This window comes from Agrilactobacillus fermenti (genome assembly GCF_021030645.1).
GTDB classification, from domain to species: domain Bacteria; phylum Bacillota; class Bacilli; order Lactobacillales; family Lactobacillaceae; genus Agrilactobacillus; species Agrilactobacillus fermenti.
Window position 1 is genome coordinate 20,049 of the sequence record NZ_JACGCJ010000024.1, and the last position, 21,522, is coordinate 41,570.

General features: G+C 40.1%; 23 protein-coding genes. 13 read left to right on the forward strand and 10 right to left on the reverse strand.

Annotated features, from left to right (window positions below; genetic code table 11):
• The first annotated feature begins 172 nt into the window (after nucleotides 1-172).
• Together FHQ08_RS09270 and FHQ08_RS09275 are read left to right on the forward strand one after the other, a co-directional pair.
• Nucleotides 173-1,102 carry an L-lactate dehydrogenase gene (locus FHQ08_RS09270; RefSeq protein WP_230914131.1) on the forward strand — a complete coding sequence of 310 codons (930 nt, stop codon included), beginning with the start codon at nucleotides 173-175 and terminating at the stop codon, nucleotides 1,100-1,102.
• A 142-nt stretch (nucleotides 1,103-1,244) separates the two neighbouring features.
• Nucleotides 1,245-1,811: a sugar O-acetyltransferase gene (locus FHQ08_RS09275; protein WP_230914132.1), complete on the forward strand. Its 567-nt coding sequence runs from the start codon at nucleotides 1,245-1,247 to the stop codon at nucleotides 1,809-1,811.
• Nucleotides 1,812-1,854: 43 nt separating this feature from the next.
• On the opposite strand, the gene FHQ08_RS09280 is transcribed toward FHQ08_RS09275, so the two are convergent.
• The gene (locus FHQ08_RS09280) at nucleotides 1,855-2,757 is read right to left on the reverse strand and encodes a LysR family transcriptional regulator (protein ID WP_230914133.1); all 903 of its coding nucleotides are present in this window, start codon (nucleotides 2,755-2,757) and stop codon (nucleotides 1,855-1,857) included.
• A gap of 173 nt (nucleotides 2,758-2,930) precedes the next feature.
• Here FHQ08_RS09280 and FHQ08_RS09285 point away from each other — a divergent pair, with 173 nt between their 5' ends.
• Both FHQ08_RS09285 and FHQ08_RS09290 read left to right on the forward strand, forming a co-directional pair.
• Nucleotides 2,931-4,946, forward strand: a complete 2,016-nt coding sequence (locus FHQ08_RS09285) for an FAD-dependent oxidoreductase (RefSeq protein WP_230914134.1) — start codon at nucleotides 2,931-2,933, stop codon at nucleotides 4,944-4,946.
• A 71-nt stretch (nucleotides 4,947-5,017) separates the two neighbouring features.
• Nucleotides 5,018-5,521 (forward strand): LURP-one-related/scramblase family protein, encoded by a 504-nt coding sequence (locus FHQ08_RS09290; protein WP_230914135.1) that lies wholly within the window; start codon nucleotides 5,018-5,020, stop codon nucleotides 5,519-5,521.
• A gap of 19 nt (nucleotides 5,522-5,540) precedes the next feature.
• On the opposite strand, the gene FHQ08_RS09295 is transcribed toward FHQ08_RS09290, so the two are convergent.
• From FHQ08_RS09295 to FHQ08_RS09305, 3 genes are read right to left on the reverse strand one after another with little or no spacing between them, the layout of a single operon-like run.
• Nucleotides 5,541-6,092 carry an RNA 2'-phosphotransferase gene (locus FHQ08_RS09295; RefSeq protein ID WP_230914136.1) on the reverse strand — a complete coding sequence of 184 codons (552 nt, stop codon included), beginning with the start codon at nucleotides 6,090-6,092 and terminating at the stop codon, nucleotides 5,541-5,543.
• A 1-nt stretch (nucleotide 6,093) separates the two neighbouring features.
• Nucleotides 6,094-6,312: a hypothetical protein gene (locus FHQ08_RS09300; protein ID WP_230914137.1), complete on the reverse strand. Its 219-nt coding sequence runs from the start codon at nucleotides 6,310-6,312 to the stop codon at nucleotides 6,094-6,096.
• Between the two features lie 17 nt (nucleotides 6,313-6,329).
• Entirely contained in the window at nucleotides 6,330-7,118 is a 789-nt protein-coding gene (locus FHQ08_RS09305) for a hypothetical protein (RefSeq protein WP_230914138.1), read from the reverse strand.
• A 146-nt stretch (nucleotides 7,119-7,264) separates the two neighbouring features.
• Between FHQ08_RS09305 and FHQ08_RS09310 the strand changes: the two genes are divergently transcribed.
• Nucleotides 7,265-7,573: a DUF2314 domain-containing protein gene (locus FHQ08_RS09310; RefSeq protein WP_230914139.1), complete on the forward strand. Its 309-nt coding sequence runs from the start codon at nucleotides 7,265-7,267 to the stop codon at nucleotides 7,571-7,573.
• A 106-nt stretch (nucleotides 7,574-7,679) separates the two neighbouring features.
• On the opposite strand, the gene FHQ08_RS09315 is transcribed toward FHQ08_RS09310, so the two are convergent.
• Nucleotides 7,680-8,573, reverse strand: a complete 894-nt coding sequence (locus tag FHQ08_RS09315; RefSeq protein WP_230914140.1) for a zinc ribbon domain-containing protein — start codon at nucleotides 8,571-8,573, stop codon at nucleotides 7,680-7,682.
• 183 nt (nucleotides 8,574-8,756) lie between these two features.
• Here FHQ08_RS09315 and FHQ08_RS09320 point away from each other — a divergent pair, with 183 nt between their 5' ends.
• The 7 genes from FHQ08_RS09320 to FHQ08_RS09350 all read left to right on the forward strand — a co-directional run bounded on the left by FHQ08_RS09320 (nucleotide 8,757) and on the right by FHQ08_RS09350 (nucleotide 14,171).
• Nucleotides 8,757-9,614, forward strand: a complete 858-nt coding sequence (locus tag FHQ08_RS09320) for an SGNH/GDSL hydrolase family protein (protein ID WP_230914141.1) — start codon at nucleotides 8,757-8,759, stop codon at nucleotides 9,612-9,614.
• A 30-nt stretch (nucleotides 9,615-9,644) separates the two neighbouring features.
• Nucleotides 9,645-10,895: a zinc-ribbon domain-containing protein gene (locus FHQ08_RS09325; protein WP_230914142.1), complete on the forward strand. Its 1,251-nt coding sequence runs from the start codon at nucleotides 9,645-9,647 to the stop codon at nucleotides 10,893-10,895.
• A gap of 295 nt (nucleotides 10,896-11,190) precedes the next feature.
• The gene (locus FHQ08_RS09330; RefSeq protein ID WP_230914143.1) at nucleotides 11,191-11,352 is read left to right on the forward strand and encodes a DUF5993 family protein; all 162 of its coding nucleotides are present in this window, start codon (nucleotides 11,191-11,193) and stop codon (nucleotides 11,350-11,352) included.
• A 14-nt stretch (nucleotides 11,353-11,366) separates the two neighbouring features.
• Entirely contained in the window at nucleotides 11,367-11,969 is a 603-nt protein-coding gene (locus FHQ08_RS09335) for a disulfide bond formation protein B (protein WP_230914144.1), read from the forward strand.
• A 117-nt stretch (nucleotides 11,970-12,086) separates the two neighbouring features.
• On the forward strand, nucleotides 12,087-12,425 hold the full coding sequence (locus tag FHQ08_RS09340) for a PadR family transcriptional regulator (RefSeq protein ID WP_230914145.1): 339 nt from the start codon (nucleotides 12,087-12,089) through the stop codon (nucleotides 12,423-12,425).
• On the forward strand, nucleotides 12,409-13,245 hold the full coding sequence (locus tag FHQ08_RS09345; protein ID WP_230914146.1) for a DUF1129 domain-containing protein: 837 nt from the start codon (nucleotides 12,409-12,411) through the stop codon (nucleotides 13,243-13,245). The genes FHQ08_RS09340 and FHQ08_RS09345 overlap by 17 nt, the downstream gene beginning before the upstream one ends.
• Before the next feature lie 104 nt (nucleotides 13,246-13,349).
• A complete protein-coding gene (locus tag FHQ08_RS09350) occupies nucleotides 13,350-14,171 on the forward strand; it encodes a fumarylacetoacetate hydrolase family protein (RefSeq protein WP_230914147.1) in 822 nt (273 codons plus the stop codon).
• A gap of 13 nt (nucleotides 14,172-14,184) precedes the next feature.
• Here FHQ08_RS09350 and argF read toward each other — a convergent pair whose 3' ends face one another.
• From argF to argC, 5 genes are all read right to left on the reverse strand, one after another.
• Nucleotides 14,185-15,186 carry an ornithine carbamoyltransferase gene (argF, locus tag FHQ08_RS09355; RefSeq protein ID WP_230914148.1) on the reverse strand — a complete coding sequence of 334 codons (1,002 nt, stop codon included), beginning with the start codon at nucleotides 15,184-15,186 and terminating at the stop codon, nucleotides 14,185-14,187.
• Nucleotides 15,167-16,324: an acetylornithine transaminase gene (locus tag FHQ08_RS09360; RefSeq protein ID WP_230914149.1), complete on the reverse strand. Its 1,158-nt coding sequence runs from the start codon at nucleotides 16,322-16,324 to the stop codon at nucleotides 15,167-15,169. The genes argF and FHQ08_RS09360 overlap by 20 nt, the downstream gene beginning before the upstream one ends.
• Before the next feature lie 31 nt (nucleotides 16,325-16,355).
• Nucleotides 16,356-17,087: an acetylglutamate kinase gene (gene argB / locus FHQ08_RS09365; protein WP_230914150.1), complete on the reverse strand. Its 732-nt coding sequence runs from the start codon at nucleotides 17,085-17,087 to the stop codon at nucleotides 16,356-16,358.
• A 78-nt stretch (nucleotides 17,088-17,165) separates the two neighbouring features.
• On the reverse strand, nucleotides 17,166-18,380 hold the full coding sequence (argJ, locus tag FHQ08_RS09370; protein ID WP_230914151.1) for a bifunctional glutamate N-acetyltransferase/amino-acid acetyltransferase ArgJ: 1,215 nt from the start codon (nucleotides 18,378-18,380) through the stop codon (nucleotides 17,166-17,168).
• A gap of 12 nt (nucleotides 18,381-18,392) precedes the next feature.
• A complete protein-coding gene (argC, locus tag FHQ08_RS09375; protein ID WP_230914152.1) occupies nucleotides 18,393-19,433 on the reverse strand; it encodes an N-acetyl-gamma-glutamyl-phosphate reductase in 1,041 nt (346 codons plus the stop codon).
• 243 nt (nucleotides 19,434-19,676) lie between these two features.
• On the opposite strand from argC, the gene FHQ08_RS09380 reads away from it, so the two are divergent.
• Nucleotides 19,677-21,071, forward strand: coding sequence for an FAD-binding oxidoreductase (locus FHQ08_RS09380; RefSeq protein WP_230914153.1), 1,395 nt, complete (start codon nucleotides 19,677-19,679; stop codon nucleotides 21,069-21,071).
• Nucleotides 21,072-21,522: the final 451 nt, after the last annotated feature.

Here is a 21,522-nt window from a genome sequence, read left to right on the forward strand (position 1 = left end):
ATTAATGCTGTAAGTATATTGACCTGGAGACGGATTTTTAACGAAATCAATTTTGGCTATCTCGGATAAAGCCATTGACAGGTCTACAATTTATGACTATATTAGAATTATTAGAAAATAATAAGTTTCCTAATGAAAAATATAATTAAAATTTAAAATTGGAGATGGAGCTATGTCAAGAAAGTTAGCGGTCATCGGAATGGGTCATGTTGGGCAAACCGTTGCACACCATATTATTGTTACCGGAATGGCAGATGATTTGGTGCTCATTGATACAAATGAGGCAAAGGTCCAAGCAGATGCCCTGGATTTTGAAGATGCAATGGCTAATTTACCAAATCATACGGATATTTATGTAAACGACTACAGTGCCTTGAAGGATGCCGATATCATTGTTTCTGCATTGGGAAATATCAAACTCCAAGATAATCCCAATGACGATCGGTTTGCAGAGTTGCCTTTTACAAGGACGGCCGTGCGTGAGGTTGCTCAAAAAATAAAAGCTTCAGGATTTCACGGTAAAATGGTGGTGATCACAAATCCAGTGGATGTGATCACATCTATTTATCAAGAAGTCACTGGCTTACCTAAAGCACATGTTATCGGAACTGGAACGTTATTAGATTCGGCGCGTATGAAACGTGCGGTTGCAAAACGTCTTGAGATTGATCCACGTTCTGTCGATGGGTACAACTTAGGTGAACATGGGAATTCTCAATTCACAGCTTGGTCCACGGTATGTGTTTTAGGGAAGCCCATTACTGAAATTGCTGAAAAAGATGGCTTAGACTTAGCAGCCCTAGACAAAGAATCCAAGGTGGGTGGACATACCGTTTTCCATGGTAAAAAATATACAAACTATGGTGTGGCAACGGCCGCTTGTTATTTAGCCAATGTCATTCTGACAGATGCTAAGACAGAATTACCGGTTTCTAATTTCCGAGAAGAGTATGATTCTTACCTATCCTATCCGGCTATTGTCGGTCGAGATGGCATTCAAGAACAACTACAATTGGATTTGACTGACGAAGAATTAAAAAAGTTACAAATTTCAGCTGATTTTATCAAAACAAAATATGCTGAGAGTTTAGCAAACAAGTAAGTTTGCTTATAGTAACCTCCTGTATGATAGTGCCAGTTTGCCGCTGACACTATTTTTTTGCTATAATAATTTATACGGACAAATAAAAGCGCTTTTATTAGCAATAATTTAATTGAAGCACTATAAAAGAAAGGGTCAATTAATGAAAACTGAAAAAGAAAAATTTTTAGCTGGTGAACCTTATAATATTCTGGATCCAGAGTTAGCTGCTGATGAAACCCGAGCACGGCGTTTGTGCAAGCAACTTAATGAATTAGATGATCAAGCTGTTGCTGAGAAAGATGAGATCATTCGTAAACTATTTGGTTCGGTGGGAAAACGACCGTATATTCAACCTAGCTTTCGGTGTGATTTCGGTTACAACATACATGTAGGGGATAATTTTCTATGTAATTATGATAATGTGATTTTGGATATTGCACCCGTAATCATTGGCGACAACGTCATGTTAGCGCCTCATGTACAAATTTATGCGGCTTATCATCCGGATGATCCAGCTGAACGGCGAAAATGGATTGGTTTAGGTAAACCAGTGACCATTGGCAATGATGTTTGGATCGGCGGGGGATCAGTAGTTGTACCAGGCGTTACATTAGACAACAATGTGATTGTTGGCGCCAATTCAACCGTAACCAAGTCTTTTGGCGATAACGTCGTGATTGCGGGCGCCCCAGCACGTGTCATTCGGGAGAACCCGCCTAAAGAATAAGCCGAAGTGCAATGTATCGATGAAATGACCAGGAAAAGCTTGTTTAAACCACCACTTGAGTAATCAACTCAGTCAATTTTTGAATCGGTGGTGTAGGAGCCATCCTGGTTGAAATACCTGATTGAAGTGAGAGCAGTGTCTTTGGCAATTGATAAATACTTATTTTAGGATCCAATGTCAAATTGTTCTGTTGAATGGCTTGATAGGTTGTAAAGGTCGAAGCAACATGATTGCCTACCATTTTAGTGGCAATATCTAAATCCGGGACAGTAGCGATAATCTTGGGATGTAAGCCTTGTAGTAATAAGAACTGATCAATGTTTTGCTGAAATTTTGAATGACTGGTGACGTTAATGAGTGGCGTGTTATTAAGCAACTCAAAGTTAGTCAGTGACTTTATAGCTTTCGTTTTATAGCGTGTATGTTGATCGGATCCTTTTGCAATAATCCAATAATAATGGTTGCTTTTTAAGGGTAAAAACTGAATTTCGTTCAGATTTGTTTGCATCCCATAAAAAATATCCAGTTCGTTGCTGTTTAATAGGTAAGCAGCGCGCTGTGTAGGTAACTCAAGCAGTTGAACGGCTATATTAGGGTATGCTTTATGAAAGTCTGGAAATATGTCAGGTAGGAGATAGCGCCCTAAAGGTTGGTTGGTGCCAAATTTGATGGCTCCAGTGTGGTAGTGGGCAATACTTGCCATTTCTTGAGCGAATTGATTTTCACGCTGCGCGCAGCTTTGTAAATAGTGTAATAATTTTAAACCGGCCACTGTGAGGTCGGTTTTATTTTTGCCGCGATCTAATAATGACACGCCATATTGCTTTTCATATTTATGGATTGTTTGACTGATATAGGGTTGGGTTACATATAAGGCAGTAGCTGCTTTGGAGATGGATTGATACTGATGAATAGCTTCAAGAAAGCGTTTAATATTTCTAGACATGATAGTAATTTCACTTATTCCATTAAAGTTTATATTTATGAATCATTTGAATTATAGGGAATCTACCTATAACAAATCTATTATATTATCCCATAAAAATAGTAATTTAACAAAGATTGTTAAATGATGCACAATTTATTTGAACTTAAAAAATTCTTGAAATGAGGGATATCATGGTTCTAGTTACAAAAGATGTTCAAAAACGGGATGTATCCAGACTTTTTACGCCCACACATATCGGTAAACTAAAACTTAAAAATCGTACCGTCATGGCACCACTGGGGCTGGTTGGGTACAATGATGCTCGGGGTGGCTTTAATAAAAATATTCAAGAACTCTATATTCGCCGTGCTAAGGGTGGCGTGGGCATGATCACTGTTGGTTTAGTTGCAGTGGACTATCAAGATTTCTTTGATTTGTCCTTGCCTTGTCCACTTTACGATCCGATCGACTTCACCAAAACATCTAAGATTATGCTGGAACAGATTCATAATTATGGTACGAAAGCGATTTGTATGATTTCGGCTGGGATGGGTCGCTCAGCGTTTCCAGGTGTTTCAAAACAAATGTGGGCACCGTCTGAACAGGAAAATCGCTTTGATCCTAAGAAACATCATCGCGCAATGACTAAAGCGGAAATACAGCAAACGATTGAGGACTATGCAAAAGGGGCTCTGATTTGTAAGAAAGCCGGTTTTGACGGTGTTGAGATTCATGCTGTTCACGAAGGCTATCTATTGGATCAATTTACGATGGCGTTCTTCAATCAACGTCAAGATGAATATGGCGGTAGTTTAGAGAATCGTCTGCGTTTGCCAATTAAAATTGTGAAAGCCATTAAGGCCAAATGTGGAGCAGACTTCCCGGTTTCATTGCGCTATTCTCTGAAAAGTTTCATTCGGCACTTGCGTGAAGGTGGTTTACCGGGTGAGCACTTTGTGGAACAGGGGCGAGATATTGAAGAAGGCTTAAAAGTTGCCAAAATCTTCGAAAATGCAGGTTATGACATGCTAAATGTCGATGCTGGGACTTATGATGCTTGGTTCTGGAATCATCCACCAATGTATTTTGAAAAGAAGGGTATCTACAATGAATTTGGGGCAAAAGTCAAAGCAGCAGTGAATATTCCGGTTGCCGTTGCCGGTCGGATGGATGACCCAGAAGCCATCAATGAAGCTTTTGATGCCAAGATTGATCTGGTAGAATTTGGTCGGCCATTGCTGGCTGATCCAGATTTAGTCAATAAAATTAAAGCTGATGATTGGGAAGATGTTCGGCCTTGTATCTCTTGCCATGACGGCTGCTTGGATCGACTGGCTAAGGGTCTACCATACTCTTGTACCGTTAACCCGGAAACTGGTCATGAGGCAGAGTATAAATTAACTCAGCCTCTGACCAAAAAACGGGTGCTCGTTATTGGTGGTGGCCCAGCAGGTTTAGAAACAGCTTATATTTGTGGGACTCGCGGCCACCAAGTGACGTTATTAGAAGCACAAGATCATTTGGGCGGGGCGGTGATTCCTGGATCCCAGCCATCGTTTAAGCAAGATGATTATCAATTGTTAGTTTGGTTTGAACGCCAGTTACACAAGATGACTAATGTGACGGTCAAATTAAATGCACCAGCGACCAAACGAGACTTTAATGATCCTAATTATGACACAATTGTCGTGGCAACCGGATCAAAACCAATCATGGTTGATTTCGGCAGTAAGCAAATGTTAAAAGCTGAAACCGTTTTGATGGCTCCAAATAAGGCTGGCAATCACGTGACCATTATCGGTGGTGGCTTAGTTGGTTGTGAAACAGCCTTGTGGTTACAGCGCAAAGGTAAACAAGTGACGGTCATTGAGATGTCAGACCAGCTTTGCGGTGGTCCAGAACACACACCATTTGCCAATTGGGAAATGATTACTGAATTATTACCTTTTGAAGGTGTGACGGTTTTGACCGAAACAAAAGTAGATCATGTTGAAGGGACCACGGTTTTTGCCCAAGATAAACAAGGCCGTTCAAAGCAGATCAATGGCGATACTGTGATTTGTGCCGTGGGCTACAAAGCCAATGATCCTTTTGTCAATTTATTGCAAACGGCCGATAAAGAAACTTATCAGATTGGCGACGCCGTTAAACCGGGTAAAATTATGAATGCCATTTGGGACGCGTACTATATTGCCAAAGATATTTGAGAAAGAATATTTTATTTAGAGTAGCTTAATCTGCTAGAATGAAAGTAATTAATCATTTTAGGAGATAAGCCATGCGAAATTTATACATTAAGCAAAAAATTATCAGCTTAGGCGAAAAGTTTACAGTCGTGGATGAACAACAGCAGCCGGTTTACCGAGTAGAAGGTAGTTTTTTAAAAATACCTAAACGGTTCAAAATTTTAGATAACAATGGTAATCAGGTTGGACTGATCACTAAAAAGGTAATTTCGGTATTACCCAAGTTTTTTGTAGAAGTAAAAGATCGACCTGAAGTTGTGACGATTACCAAAAAACTGACTTTATTGCGAGCCAAGTACCAGATCGAGGCTAAGGGGTTGGCGGTTCAAGGCAACTGGTGGGACATGGATTTTGAAGTGAGACAAGGCCGCAATTTAATTGCTGCGATCCATAAGAAGTGGATCTCTTGGGGCGATACCTATGAATTACAAATCACGGATGAAAGTTATGAGCAGCTGATTGTTTCGCTAGTGATTGCCATTGATCGTGTCAAGGCTGATGAAAGCGGCTCAGCTAATTCCAATGCCAATAGTTGATAGCCGGTTTTTAGCAAACTTAATGATGAATAAATTGTGGTGCAATGTATTTCACAAGCCAAATACCACTCTTAGTTGGATAGAAAAGAACGCCCTGTTCAGCCGCTTGTTGGGCCATAATCTTTAGGACAACGGGTTGGGGATCGTGGCGTACACCTACTTGTTCAGCTATTTGAATATTACTGGAAAGATGGACGAAATCGCGGTCCATCTTTTTAATACCCTCTATTAAAATAGACTTTGCGGCAACGCGCGAGGTGCCATGGAATAAAATTTTTGGGGGTGTTTGCGGCAAGGAGAGTGGTTTGACCGGGATGCTATGGCCATAAAGGGCACGAATCGTTTCGCCTTGATCGGAGAGTTCGATGGCATAACGCTGCTTATCGCTACTGGTAATGATTTTTTCGATGACTTGGCGATTGAGGGGTGTCTGGTAGTGCTGATTGAATTTTGCGATAAACGTCGACAGATCAATTCGGCCATAGCTGTCTAATTGTAGACCAATTCTTTCAGGATGATGGCGCAAAATGAAAGACATGCGTTTACTGAGTTTAGTCAAATTTTTATCCATATTAGTCAGCCTTCTTGGGTTTGATGATCTGTTTCAAAAAGCGCTTGTCAGCGTTGAAGATAATATCTAAACTATACCCTAAAAGGCCTAATAGAAATAAGAGCAGGCCAGCGTGTTTAGCTGTGAATTCAGTATTGAGTGCATCTAGGAGGCCAATGCCAAAAATCATCGGAATACTAATATATAACAAACCTAAAATAAGACGCCAAAGTTTTTTCATTTTTATCGCTGTCCTTTTTAATCCTGAGAGTCATTTTGTAAATAGCCCCACATATAGCCTTCCTCAAAGCCGCCGCCAGTATTGTTCGTATGATGGCGCTGGTAAGGTGGCTTGGGATGGCGTAAACGATGTAATAAATAGAGCCAAATAAGCCATACGAGAATGAAACCAAAAACATAATGACCGACAAGACGCCAAGTCAAACGATTGGTGTAATGGTGCTGAATATGATGATCCTGGATAAAAGCGGTGTAGTGGTTGAAATACCGCATCACGTTATTACCAGTAATTAGAAAAGATACTAAATTGGCACGATAAATAGTCTGCTGAAAATCTGTGATAAAATCATCGCCATAATTAGGCGGGATAAAAGCAATGCGCTGGCCGCCATTATAAGGATAGACCAATACCATGGCAATATGGTCGTATTGCTGCTCTAGGGCAGCATAAGTTGCGGTTGTATTGGTCTGATTTGTAGGATCGGCAGCACGTAAATTCTGGGCAGTTGCGTGGTCAATGGCGTACTTGCGATAACGTTCCAAATTGTCAGCCTTCATGAGTTTGTTATCACCCTTACGAACTGCAAGATAATTTGGGAAACGTTGAATGGTATATACCCAAATGCGATAGTCTGTGCCGGCGTTACGGAATGCTTGATTTTGTTGCTGAATGGCTTTGATTTGGGCTGAAGAGAGCAGGTTTAGGTTATCTTGGACTTCGGCAGCATTGGCGTGGGTAGGCGACATATATAGGTAGTAGGCCAGGCATGATAATAAAGCCAAGATCAGCAATTTTAAATGCTTCATTAGTTGATTCTCCTATTTGTGGCTTATGGATCGAATTTGAACCAGAATAAATTCAACGCAGTAATCGGTATTTTTTAGGACATCTTTTCCCCGGAAAGCGTGCTATAATAAATGTGAAACCGGATACAATTCAAGGAGGCAGTGTCATGGCTTATACACTATTAAATCGTACCACTTTAGAAAAAGCAGATCATCCTTCTGAGCTTCAGTTAGCAACCATTGACGATAAAATGACCATGGTTAAACTGGGCTTTAAGGCAGCAGATGGGTCTTTGGAACGTATGTGGGTCAAAGTCGAAGCCATTAATGGCGACCAGTATCGTGGTAAATTGATCAACATTCCAGATCGTATTGAAGGGTTGAGCGAAGGCGATGAATTGAATTTTACTAAGGATAATATTATTGCCATTAACAACCCTCAGATCACTTATGAATGTAAATGTGCTGATGCTTAGATTATGAGTTAAGTAAAAAATAGAGAATATTGCTAATATAAAGTACCCCCTAATTGCTAGATAATCTAACAATTAAGGGGTACTTTATGTTGCTTCAGTTTTATTATCAAAAATTACTAAAAATCCTTTGCCAATCACTGTTGTTGATGACATTTTCAATGGCTTTGATAATTGTATCTATAATTGAAGCGCCAACGATTGATGAAATAATCATGACGACAATCCCTAAAATGACGCTTCCAAGGAAATAGGCATAGATCTTGTCTAAAGTATTGGTTGCTTGGGCACTAAAAATACTAGCTGCAAAAGCAACACTTGTGAAGAATGAGCCGACACTGCCAATTAAGATAAACAAAACAAGATTGGTCATAGAAATGCCCATGAGACTAAACAATAATAATAAAGCCATTGCAAAGACATTAAGGTTAGAATAATGCGCAAAGCGTGTTGTGAACTGTAAATAAGAGAAACGCCGGTCTCCAAGTAAGACATGAGTACTTAAGTAAGCTACTGAGAATTGGGCCATATAAATTAATAAAGTAAAAATGAATATGCGAAGATAGAATGTGAAACCTAAGTTAGCTTGCATCATAAAAGCTCTGAAGGCCTCAGAAGATTGACTATGTAAAGTTGTCACAATTGAGAGGGTGGCTAATAGGGCGGCAATCATAAAAGAAACAAAACCAAAATAGCGATGATAAGTTGTTTTGATGGTAAAAGGATGTTTCAAACTAGCCAGCAGAAATTGCCAATAGTTGCGCGCATATTGCTTGGTTGCTTCTACATTGGCATTGGGTTGAGGTGCCGGTGTTGGTGGTACGGTTACTTTTGAATTGTCAGTTTGTGTATGTATTTCGGACTTCGTTACAGTCTGGTTAGCAGCTGCGGGCTTTGAGGTGGTTGTTGGCACCACTTCACGAACATCTTGACCACAATGGGTACAAAATTTTGTATTTTCAGCTAGTTGCGTCCCACAATTTGGACAAATTTTTATCATCATAGTTTCCCCCAAAATAAAAAATATCATTGTGATTATCATAGCACAAATATAAATGTAAAGCTTAGCGTAAAAGACGGTTCAATGACCGCTTGCCAATACAATCATGACAATCACGGCTGCTGTCTTTTGCTGCCGTGCTTATTGGTATAGAATAAAGCATATCAATCAAAAAATTTACGTCAATTGGGAGGGATTGATCTGAAAGGGATAGGGCTTTATCTTAGAAGATATTTATTATTAATATTTGGGGTTACAAGCATTATTTTGTTGTTGGTTGCTTGTCAGAAAACAGCCTCGGAATCCAGTCATAACCATGAATCTTCCAGTCAAGTACGGCACCAATCAGCGGTAAAAACACCGACTAAGCAGAGGCGACACACAGCTGGTAACCAAAAAAATTCAAATACGATTATTTCAAAGTTAAAACGGCAAACAAAAACACAATTAAAATACGTTGCCTTTGGTGATTCTTTGACGGTGGGGCTGTTCGCCGATACCGAGCCACAGGATTTTGCACATCAGTTTGCGAATCAGCTGCAAAAAGAAACAGGGAAAACGATCCAGTTGACCAAAGTAGCTCAAGTTGGAAAAACGGTGGCTAATTTAGCTTTGCCGCAAGTTCGGAGTGTGATAGCGCAGCAGCCAGATGTGGTCACGATAGAGTTTGGCACAAATGACGCTGTGGGCGGTACAGATGCAGCAACATTGGATCGTTTTCGAGCAGATCTCACAGCTGTGGTTGAGCAATTACAGCAAGGCACACAAGCACAATTGATTTTAATGACCACTTGGTCTCCGGCAAACGGCCCTTATGTGGCCAATGATCAAGCATTTGATACACAGATCAAAGCTGTGGCTGCAACACATCATGTGCCAGTGGTCGATATGCACCAAATTTGGGGGACTGACACTTCTGTGACTGGCCCTAGTGGTAAGCGTATTCCTGATTTTGCACAATGGGGGCCACGGGATAATTTCCATCCTAACCAAACGGGACATGATTTGATTGCACGACAACTCGCACAAATCATACAACAATAAATTTCTAATGAATCTTTGGAGGCATAATTTATGAACGCAGCACGGCAGTATTGTCCTAATTGCGGGGCAAAAATTAGTTCAGATGATCAGTTTTGTCCAAACTGTGGCTTTGATTTAACCACTTTAGACCAGACCGAGCAAAGTCAGACAGCTCAAGATACGCTAAAGAAAAACGATCAATTATCGGATACTACCAATATCATTCATTCAGAGAATAAGCAAAACGCTGATGAAACGATGCCTACGAATGCGCTTAAACCTAAGCAGCATAAAAAATGGCCTTGGCTGACTGGGTTAGTTGTGTTACTACTTTTAGGCGGCCTTTACTTATTTGGTAACTGGTATTTTAGCAAAGCGCGACAACAAGCTAATATCATGACTGCCTTAAATAATGATCAAAGAAGTGCGCTGGCGCACTTAAGTTTAGATACGAATTACCAACCGTTGTCACAGACTGAGTTGAAGCCTTTAACAGACTTTATACAGGCTCATCCAGCTGAGCGCAGTCAATTGGTCGCTCAATTAAGTGATCAAAAGCAAGTCCCTAACTTTAATATTCAGGCGAAAGGACGACAATTTTTATTTTATCCGAAGTACTATTTAATTATTAAACGAATACCTTTAACACTCAAAACAAATTTAAAACAGCCAACCTTTTATTTGAACCAAATAAAAGTCTCTGCTTCCGGAAACACAAATTATCAATTTGATCCTGTGCTTCCAGGTACTTATCAACTGAAATTAAGCGGCAAAGTTAACGGCAAGTCAGTGCAACGGACACTTGATGTGATTGCTTTTGATCAAGCTAATATTATGAAAAAGATACAATTTAAAACCAAGGTACATAAGGCAATTGCTTCGGGAAATAAAATAGATTCTGCAGCAAAATCTACGGATCAGCAAGCTAGCTCAGATGATTCTGATACGGAAAACCAGAGCGATGCGCAATCTCAAACAGATAAGCATACAAGTACGCACAAAACGGACCAAGATTATCCTAGTGATTCGACTCGCCGAAATGATAACTCAAGTACGACTGGTTTAATTGGAACTTGGCATTCAGGTGATTCTGAATTTACATTTAATGATGATGGCACCTATGAAAGTTATAGTAATGGTCAGAACAGTAATGGGGATTATCGTGTGGTCTATCGCGACGATGATACGTTAAATATCCAATTCTCAACCGATGACTGGGCTACTAGTACCACAGAACCATTTGTTTTTGCCAATGGACATTTAATTGAAACGAAGCTAAAAATCGATTGGACGCAGTCTTAAAATAAAAACACGATTTTTTTGGAATATAATAACAGATTATTTTCTAAAAAATTGCTGAGAACTAGTTCACTTATAAAACCGTCAAAATTGGTGGTTTTGTGGCTAAAACTCAGCAATTTTTTTGATAAAAAAACAGTGTGATTTCACTTTTTGATTGATTTAGGCTTAATTTGTCAATCTATTAATTATCTGAGAGGGTATTTCAAAATAATGAAAACGAATACAAATTCATCAGTTGCTTTTCATAAGTTTCACTTAAAATGTAGTTGTCATCAGATATTTAGGGAGTGAGTTTATGGATATTATTATCATGATTATTGTCACTGTGATGTTTTTACGCATGATCATTCGAGGCAAAGTTGACCGGAAAGATTTCGCAATGTGGGTAGCTGTTTGCATTCTATCGGTTATTTTGTTCAAGTTACATGCGACCAGCGCATTGCAACTTAATTTGTAGAGGAGGTATTTAGCATGCAACAAACGACCCAACCGATGACCCAGGACAGTACTGTATTTTCAAAATTAGGTTTTTGGTCAGCTAATGCATTTTTATTTGCTTATAATTTTGTTTTGGCTGGCGGTTTTTTCTTCCAATTCGCGTTACACGAATTCCCATGTCCCTTATGTATGATTCAGCGCTATTTTATGATGCTAGCTAGTTTTGGCCCGTTATATATTATTTTGAGTACACGGAATGGCTCAATTTCTATTACAAAATTTATGCGTGGTTATGGTCTGTCTTTATTAGCTGCCTTTATTGGTTCCACTGCCTCCATTCGACAGATTCTGTTACATATTAAACCTGGTGATCCAGGCTATGGTTCTGCTGTTTTTGGCATTCACACTTATACCTGGGCGCTCGTTAGTTTTGTGGTTGTTATGATCTTTTGTGCTTTCATGATGATTTTTGCCAAACAACTGTGTCCTAAGGGTAGTGAATATAACGCCGTTACCACGGTCAATATCTGGATTTTTGCAATTTTGGTCGTTGCTAATTTGATCGCCATTATTGCTGAAGAAGGTTTTCATTGGTTGTTACCTGACAACCCAACCGTTTATCGCCTATTTCAATAACTTTGATGCTTTTAATTAAATTAAAATAAAGCCACTAGTTTGTTTGACATACTAGTGGCTTTATTTTACACTGTGCGTGAGCTAGTTGGTTATACAAACTAGTTGTGGAGGTCACAGATGAACACACAGTTATTAAAGGGTGTTTTAGAAGGGTGTATTTTATTAGTGATTCAGCAAGAACCGATCTATGGCTATGCGCTCATTCAGAAGTTACGTCAATTCGGTTTTGAATCTTTAGTAGGTGGCACAGTCTACCCTATTTTACAAAAACTCGAAAAAAATGGTCAGATTCAAGGAGAGATGCGTAAATCACCTGAAGGTCCAGATCGAAAGTATTTTGAGATTACTGAAGTGGGTAAGGGAACTATTCAACAGTTCATCGCTGAATGGCAACAATTGACGACCAATGTAACAAAAATTATAAAGGTGGCGAATGATCATGGCGACACACAATAGTGATTTCTATCGCGAAGCTTACCAGAAAATAGCCGCACAATTAAATACTGAAAACCGGCAGTATTTTGATCAGTTATCGGATTATTTAATTTCAGCGAGCATTACCTATGATGAGACAGCATTAATGCATCAGCTCTATGATCTGGTTCAGGACTTACAACAGGCTGAAACTAATGGTGAGACAGCTGAAACCTATTTTGGTCACGACCCTAAAGCCATGGCTGATGGTATTTTGGCCAATACTAAACCAACGTCTAAGCGGGACTTATGGCAATTGCTAGGAATAATTGTGATCATCATGAGTGCTTTTATCTTTATCAATACTTTAGCCGATGCGGGACCTTTAAAAATTGAGCCATTACATTATTTACTAATCGATACTTTCACGGTGGTATTCATCTGGCTTATTTTCCAAACTTTTAAGCATTTTGCGTTTGTCAAAAAAGCACATATTATTCAATACTTTGCGCTATTTTGCTTAGCTGGTTTATATATCTTATTCTATCTTTTAGTTACTTATAAGATTCCGGCTGGGATCGTTTGGGTTCTAAGGCCGCCTTTAGACTTAATCATTATTGGTGTCATTTTAATAGGTGTTATTATTTTCACATTGGTTACGAAATCAACGACGAATCGCCTTGTTGGATTACTAATTGCCTTTTTGATAACCATAAATGGCAGTAGTAGTGTATTTTATGATGGCCCCATTGCCACTTATTTGCGGATAGGGTACCTTTCAATATTAGGTCTGTTTTTAATTTTTGAAATTGTTTTTGGTGTTCATTTTCTCGTACAACATTATTTCAAACAAGCAAAATAATTGTTGAAGTTTAGCTGTGTCCTATTTTTAACTGTGGTCTGTTATTGATATAAGCCTATGCTAAAATTAACTTGAAGTTAAAATTTCAAAGGAAGTTTAACGATATGAAATTAGGACAATATTTAGGACAGCCAGTTGTGATCAATCCTGATGCGCATGGGTTAAATAGGCAACGTATTTTAGGTATCGCTCAGTTAAGTGAAGTGTTAGATCAATTACCAAAGCAGCTAGAATTGGCGGCACCAGAGCCACTAGACTCGTTACAAAAATTAACAGCACCAATTGTGACAAGCAAACAAATATTTGGAGTAGGTTTCAATTATCGAGATCATATGCTAGAACTACACACACAAGCTCCCAAGCAGCCTAATATTTTTACCAAATTTGTCAGTTCAATTACGGGCCCAAATCCAACGGTCAAAATACCGAGTCCGCAGACTGATTGGGAGTCAGAATTGGTGGTTGTGATTGGTAATGGCGGTCGGGATATTCCTCGGTCTGAAGCAGAGCAGCATATTGCGGGCTACATGGTGGGCCAAGATCTTTCGGATCGACAATTGCAGTTTGCTAATGCAAAGCCTCAATTTTCATTGGCTAAATCTTATGCTGGTTTTTCACCAATCGGTCCCTGGATAACAACGCCAGATGAAATAAAAGATATCGGCGCATTAAAAATCACGACCCAAGTGAATGGTGTCGTGAAGCAAACGAGTACTTTGAAAAATTTGATTTTTGATAGTGGGGACCTAGTTCATTATCTATCGCAAATTACAGAATTATACCCGGGTGATTTAATTTTTACCGGTACTCCGGGTGGCGTGGGTTATGGTCGGCAGCCTAAAGAATTTTTGCATGCTGGTGACACTTTAGTGAGTGAAATCGAACAACTTGGTCGGCTGACCATTCAAATGACCGCATCACTCTAATTCGCGGTACGGATCAGGCAAATAAATGACCATTTGTTGCGGACATGATTGCTTTAATGGCCGGCATGCGGTTATGGGCTTGCGTAAAGACAACTGAAGCATCTGATTGGAAAACAGCATCTGTAATTTCTAAAGCTGTTAAATTCAAAGCTGCAGCAATCTTTTGCCCAGTGGTCGTTTTAAGATCATGAAATGCAGGTAAACAATGCATAACAATGGTTGATTTTTTACCAGTCGCTGCTAAAAGCGTTTGATTGATTTGATAGGGTAACAGCAAAGCTGCGCGTTCGTGAAAATCGACTTGTTCGCCCATGGAAAGCCAGACATCGGTGTAGAGTGCATCAGCACCATTAACGGCCGTTTCGGCATTGTCACTAACTAGAATTTCACTACCGGAGCTTTGAGCATAAGCCTTCGCTTTGGTCATCACTTCGTCAGTCGGTTGTAACGCAGCAGGGGCACCGAAGTGAATATTGACACCTAACATTGCAGCTGTGATCAGAAGAGAATGAGCCACATTATTACGTGCATCGCCTAAATAAGTTAGGGTTAATCCTGGTAATGTGCCAAAATGCTGTTTTAACGTCATAAAGTCGGCAATCATCTGTGTTGGATGCCAGTCATCAGTTAAACCATTCCATACTGGGACGCCAGCATTTTCCGCCAAAGTTTCTACGGCCTTTTGTGCAAAACCGCGAAATTCGATTCCATCAAACATACTACCTAGAACTTTGGCAGTATCAGCGATGCTTTCTTTGTTGCCAAGTTGAATGTCATCTTTACCTAGAAATTCTGGATGCGCACCTAGATCGTTTGCTGCCACTGTAAAAGCTGAGCGCGTTCGCGTTGATGTCTTTTCAAATAATAGCGCAATATTTTGCCCCTTGAGGTACTCATGGGGAATATGTTGCGCTTTTAATTTATCTAAATGAATGGCAAAATCGATCAAATAATTAATTTGTTCTGGTGTGAAATCAATTTCTTTCAAAAAACTTTTACCCTGTAACGGATTCATATTGTGCCTCCAAACTTGCTTTGATAATAGGAATGCTATCCATGAGTACAGCTTCAGGCGTGATCAGGGGCGGCAGTAAGCGTAAAGTATTGTGTTTAGCTGTTAAAGTAAGTAGACCTTGTTGTTGTAATCGCCGCACAACGATGTCAGCCATAACGGTTTCTGACAACTGGATCCCAATCATCAAACCCATACCCTGAATTTTGGTGACCGTAGATAAAGAAGCTAGTTGTGTCTGTAATGCCGCTAGAAAATGCTGTCCCTTTAAATGGACCTGTTTCAAAAAATCAGGTGTTAATTGGGCCAAAACACCTTCCGCTGCAGCCATAGCTAGTAAATTACCACCAAATGTTGACCCGTGACTCCCCGGACCAAAAGCGGATTGAAATTGAGCGCGACCCAACATAGCCCCAACAGGAATGCCATTTGCCAATGCTTTAGCCAACGTGATGATATCGGGATCTAAGTCAAATTGTTGATAAGCAAATAGGTGGCCCGTGCGCCCCATGCCAGTTTGGACTTCATCAATGATCAATAAAGTATCGGTCGTTTGACATTGAGTTTGAACCTGCTGCAGCCAGGATCGGTTGCCTAGGATGACTCCACCTTCGCCTTGAATGACCTCGAGAATGACAGCTGCTGTCTCTGATGTAATCAGTGGTAAGGCAGTGGAATCATTGTAAGGTGCAAACGTCATATTCGGGACAAAGGGGCCAAAGCCAGTTTTGATAGGTGGGTTGTCAGTTACAGAGAGCGCCCCATACGTACGACCATGAAAGCCATTTGTAAAGGCAATGATTTGACTTTTACCCGTATATTTGCGCGCGAGTTTGATGGCAGCTTCATTTGCTTCTGTGCCTGAGTTGCAGAAGAAAGTTAGTTTATCCGTACCAGCAGTTAAACTATTGGCGACTATTTCTTGTAGCTGATTCTGATAAAGATTTGAAGTGTGCCAAACTTTATTTAACTGACTTTGAACATTAGCTTGGATCAAAGCATTGTGATAACCAAAATTACAAACGCCAATCCCACTCGTAAAATCTAAATAAGTTTGACCGTGATTATCTGTTAATTGCCAATCTTGCCCAGTATCGATCTCAATTGGATAACGATGATAAGTTGGAAATAAATGAGACATTGTTGTCACTCCTATCTGGTTTAAGTAAAAATCAATTTAAAATCAAAGTGCCATGATGTTGTAGATCATCTAAGATCTCCACTTGCGAAACACCGTGAGTTAGGGCATGATAAGCAGCTTTTAATTTCGGAATCATCCCACTCGTAATCACATCACCGGCAATCAAACGCTGAACTTGGGCATAGTGGACGTTGGGCATGACGTGTTCAGCTCGGCAAAGTCCGGGAACATCTGTTAGTAAAAGTAGGCGATCCGCGTGTAATTCACTGGCTAAAAAGGCAGCAACATCATCTGCATTAACATTTAGCCATTGGCCGTCACTGGTTTGGCATAGGGGACCAAAAACAAGTAATTGACCTTGCTTCAATTTAGCTTTGACTATTTCATCTAAAATCAGTGGCTTGCCCACGTTTAAATAAGTGTCCTGATTTAAATAGTCGCCCATAATAGAAGCAGATTCAGCATTTGCCAGCCAAGTATCTAGGTCGGCGGCAGTTAGCTGTTGGTAGAAAGCAGGCTGAATTTCATTTAAGATCAATGTTTTCATGAGTGTCATTGTCTGATCATCTGTCACGCGAATACCATTGATCTTTTGCACGGGTAATTGTTGTATGCGACAAGCTTGTGAAATGCGGTTACCACCACCGTGAACGATGATCATTCGAGTTGCCTCTGCTTGCAGTCGCTGTAAACTTGTAAAGAAGTTTTGCGATAAATGCTCTAAGGCAGTACCCCCTATTTTGATCACGACTGTTTCTGCCATAAATTTTCGCCTCCTAAACTTTACTAAGATGCTAAATAGTTTTCATTTTATTGCAGCATTCGTTTGCTAATATTCGTTTTAGGTATGGTAATTAGCATTGATTTTGACATATTGATACGTGAGATCACAACCCCAGGCTTGACCGCGAGCATTGCCGACATTTAGATTAACGACAATATTGATATGATGCTGGGTCATACTATGGGCTAAAATTTTTGGATCACTGTTACTGGCTTGACTTTGTTCAACTAAAGGTATGCCATTCAGACTTAGATTCAAATGGGCAATATCTAATTTGGCGTCTGTTTGACCAATGGCCGCTACCAGGCGGCCCCAATTTGGATCTTGACCAAAAATTGCCGCTTTTACCAGATTTGAGCCAACGATAGCTTTGGCTACTTTTTTAGCATCAGCTTCATTGGCCGCATGCTCGACAGTTACTTCAACTAATTTACTTGCGCCTTCACCATCTTGGGCGATGGCTTTAGCTAGATAGACCATGATTTCATGGAATGCTGCCGCAAATTTGTCATAATTCTCTGTGGCTGGTTCAATTAATTGGTTTGCCGCCAAACCATTAGCCAGCGCCACAACCATGTCATTGGTAGATGTATCACCATCTACCGTGATTTGGTTAAAAGTGGTTTCTGTTTCGGTACTGAGCAGTTGCTGTAAAGTTTCTGCTTGAATATTTGCATCAGTGGTAATAAACCCCAACATCGTGCACATATTCGGATGAATCATGCCAGATCCTTTACAAAAACCACTGATGGTGACGATCTCGCCAGACAACTGTAATTGAACACTGATGGTTTTGCTGTGAGTATCAGTCGTTAAAACTGCAGAAGTGAGGGCGTCGTTTTTGGTTAACGCCAGTTTGTGGATACCAGCTGTTAACTTAGCCATTGGCAATTGTTCACCAATTAAGCCAGTGGATGCAATACCAACAAGATCTGGATCAATTGCTAATTGTGCCGCTGCAATTTCTTGAGTCAATTGCGCGTTTTTCAAACCCAAAGCACCTGTACAGGAATTAGCAATGGCGCTGTTCATGACCATCGCTTGAAGCTGATGGTTGGTTTTAATCAAGTGTGCGGTGGTCAGTGTTGGGGCAGCCTTGAATTGGTTTGTGGTATATACACCGGCAGCCTGAGCCGGTACTTTGGAGTACAGCCACCCAAGATCAAGCTTGTGCTTGCGTAAACCAGCATGGATACCATCACTGTAAAAACCAATTGGCCAAGTAAAATCAATTATTTGATAAGGTTGGGATAAATCCTCGAGAACTTGCATTTTAACGACCTCCTATAAGTTATAGTTTGTCATAGGCAAACCACTAGTTTCAGAAAAGTTAAATAGCTGGTTAAAGTTTTGCACGGCTGCACCAGCTGCGCCTTTAAGCAAATTATCAATGACGCTGACAATCATGATCACGTTGGTAATGGGATTATAGGTTAACCCAATAAGGCAATTATTAGTGCCGACCACCGTTTTTAAATCCGGCATTTGATCAGGGGGATAGACATTGACAAAGGGCTTGGTTTGATAAACACGTTGATAGATAGTTTTTAACGTATCTGCATTGTTTGCCAGTAGTTTTTGAAAAGCAGCTGTTGGCTTCACATAGATCGTGGCTAAAATGCCACGGTCTACTGGCAACAAGGTCGTACTAAATTGAATATGGGCTAAATTGGGATCCCAAGTTTGTAATTCTTGGATAATTTCAGGAATGTGCTGATGCTGATTAATCTTGTAAAGGCTTAGATTTTCATTGGCATGAACGTATTGATTACTTGACTTAGGCTGTTTACCAGCTCCTGTGACACCGGATTTGGCGTCTACAATGATGGTTTCATTATCAAGCAAATGATTTTGAACCAATGGTGCAAGGCCAAGCAGTGTTGCGGTTGCGTAACAACCGGGGTTGGCAATATATGTCTGTTCTGGGGTATCGAATTCTGGCAGATTATAATTTGTTTTCAGCAATGCCTCAGGGCTGGGAGCGGGTTTTTGATACCATTTCTCAAATTGATTTATATCTTGTAAACGATAATCACCTGAAAGATCGATCACCGGAAAGTCATGTTCAATAAAAGGGTTAGCTAATTTGGTACTCACACCAGCAGGTGTAGCGAAGAACAGGACATCATTATTTGCCATGATCGTTGCAGCATCAAAAGGCTGAATTGACACATATTCTTGGATTGATGGGTCTAAAAGATATTGGTGGAGCGTACCATCCTCATGGCCATATAGATTGATATTAGAGACGTATGGATGATGACTTAACAGTTGATAGAGTATTTTGCCGGCATAACCAGTGACACCGATAATTGCAACTTGCATATACATACCTTCTTAGCGTTTAAATGTGAATATTTATAAGTTGTTTTTAACCTTACTGCAATTAAATTCTAAAATAAAGTTTAAATTGCAAAAATATACATATTTTTGGTAAATATGGTATAAATAGTGCATATTTCGTTTTCAAATGATTTCTATTATTTTGAGTGTAAACGCTTGCTAAAATAATCAAAATCCATTAACTTAGGTAGCATAAGTTGAAATGTGAAAGGAAGGTCTATATTTATGGCAATTTTTCCAGCTTATAGCAAAGATGAAATTTTGGATTATTTAAAACAGCAGGCACCCCATGCCGAGATTCACGTGGCTGATGAGGTTGCTTTAAAATATTCGGCTAATGGTCGTGCCCAGGACAAAATAGATGGTCAAATTCTAGCATATGTAGCTGTAACTGACGTGGCTGATATTCAAGGCACCTTAAAAACCGCCCGCAAATATCACATTCCTGTTGTACCTCAAACGGGCGATACGAGTACTGTGATTGGTGCGGACGGTATTGATGGTGCCATTATTCTTTCATTGATCAAGATGAATCGAATTAAAGAAATCAGCAAAGATGATTCATTGGCCGTTGTGGAACCCGGCGTCATTAATGGGGATTTGGATCAAGCCGCGCGGGCCCAAGGTATGTTTTACGCCCCAGATCCTGGTTCCAAGCCAATTTCAACAGTTGGCGGTAATGTGGCAACCAATGCCGGTGGTATGAGCAGTGTGAAGTATGGGGTTACCAAAGATGCAATCTTAGGTTTGAAAGTTGTACTAGCTGATGGACGCGAAATAAAAATTGGCGGGCGTACTTTTAAGCAGGCATATGGCTACGATTTGACCCATTTATTTATCGGTTCAGAAGGCACGCTTGGAATTGTATCTGAGATTACTGTGAAATTAAATCCGATCCCAGTTGGGACTTCCGTGATGGGGGTTGCTTTCTTCGAAAATATGACAGAATTGGCTAAGGCGGTCAAGGACTTGCGTATCTCTGGTATTTATCCCGTAATGTTAGAAGCTTTGGACGGGAAAACTGTCAAGGCGCTAGATAAATACGAGGGAACCAACTATGCTAAAAGTGAAACGTCATCTATGTTGATTTTTAGATTAGACGCTGGTGGACAGGAAAGTTTGGCGATTGCCGAAAAAATCCTAAATGCGCATCAGGCAGAAAACATTAGTGTGACAAGTGATCCTGTTGAGTCAGCCCGACTAATGAAATTACGACAGGATATGTTACCAGCCGTTTTTGCAAATGGTAATCATATTATGGAGGACATGGCTGTGCCGCTCTCTAAATTGCCTGAAATGATGGATTACGTCCAAGAAGTGGCCCGAGAATTGAATGTAGATGTTTATACCGCTGGCCACGCTGGTGATGGTAATGTCCATCCAAGTTTGATCTGGCAAGGTCAAGAAGAGCCGCCGGCAGCTGTGATCGAAGCAACCCGGCGCATGTTTCGTAAGGCTTTAGCGTTGGGCGGCACGATCTCTGGTGAACATGCAGTAGGCATGTCTAAAAATCAATGGACAAATGAAGAGCTTGGTTTTGATGTGGACGAGATTCAGCATCAAATTAAAAACTTGTTTGATCCACTTGGTATTTTGAATCCCAAGCGAAAAATCAATTAAGTAACCACGTGATGACTGAAAATAAAATATTTTTCAAACTTATTAATTCAAGTTGGCGCGACCAAATAGATTGCCTTTTGGCACACGTTTAAAGTAAAATTGTTCGCAAACAAATAGTGGCTGGATAAAACTAACGTTTTGCTGTCAGCCACTATTTTTTACGTATGAAATCGTTTCATTTGTTGAAGTAATGGGTTAACATTGGAATTGAAACAAGTTGTTGTAAAGCAATAACCTGCCGCTAAATGGGGGTGCAGGAGAATATGAAGAGAATTATTGCTGTGATACCAACTGTACTAGTGTGGATTTGAGTCAATATCTTGAACACGATTTGAGAGATTTTTTTCGATATTCCGATGGGCGATTATTTCATCACTTCGATCGAATATCAAACCCACACCGTTTGACATCTGATCGAAGTGATGAAGAAGCCCGTTATGGAATATGCGTC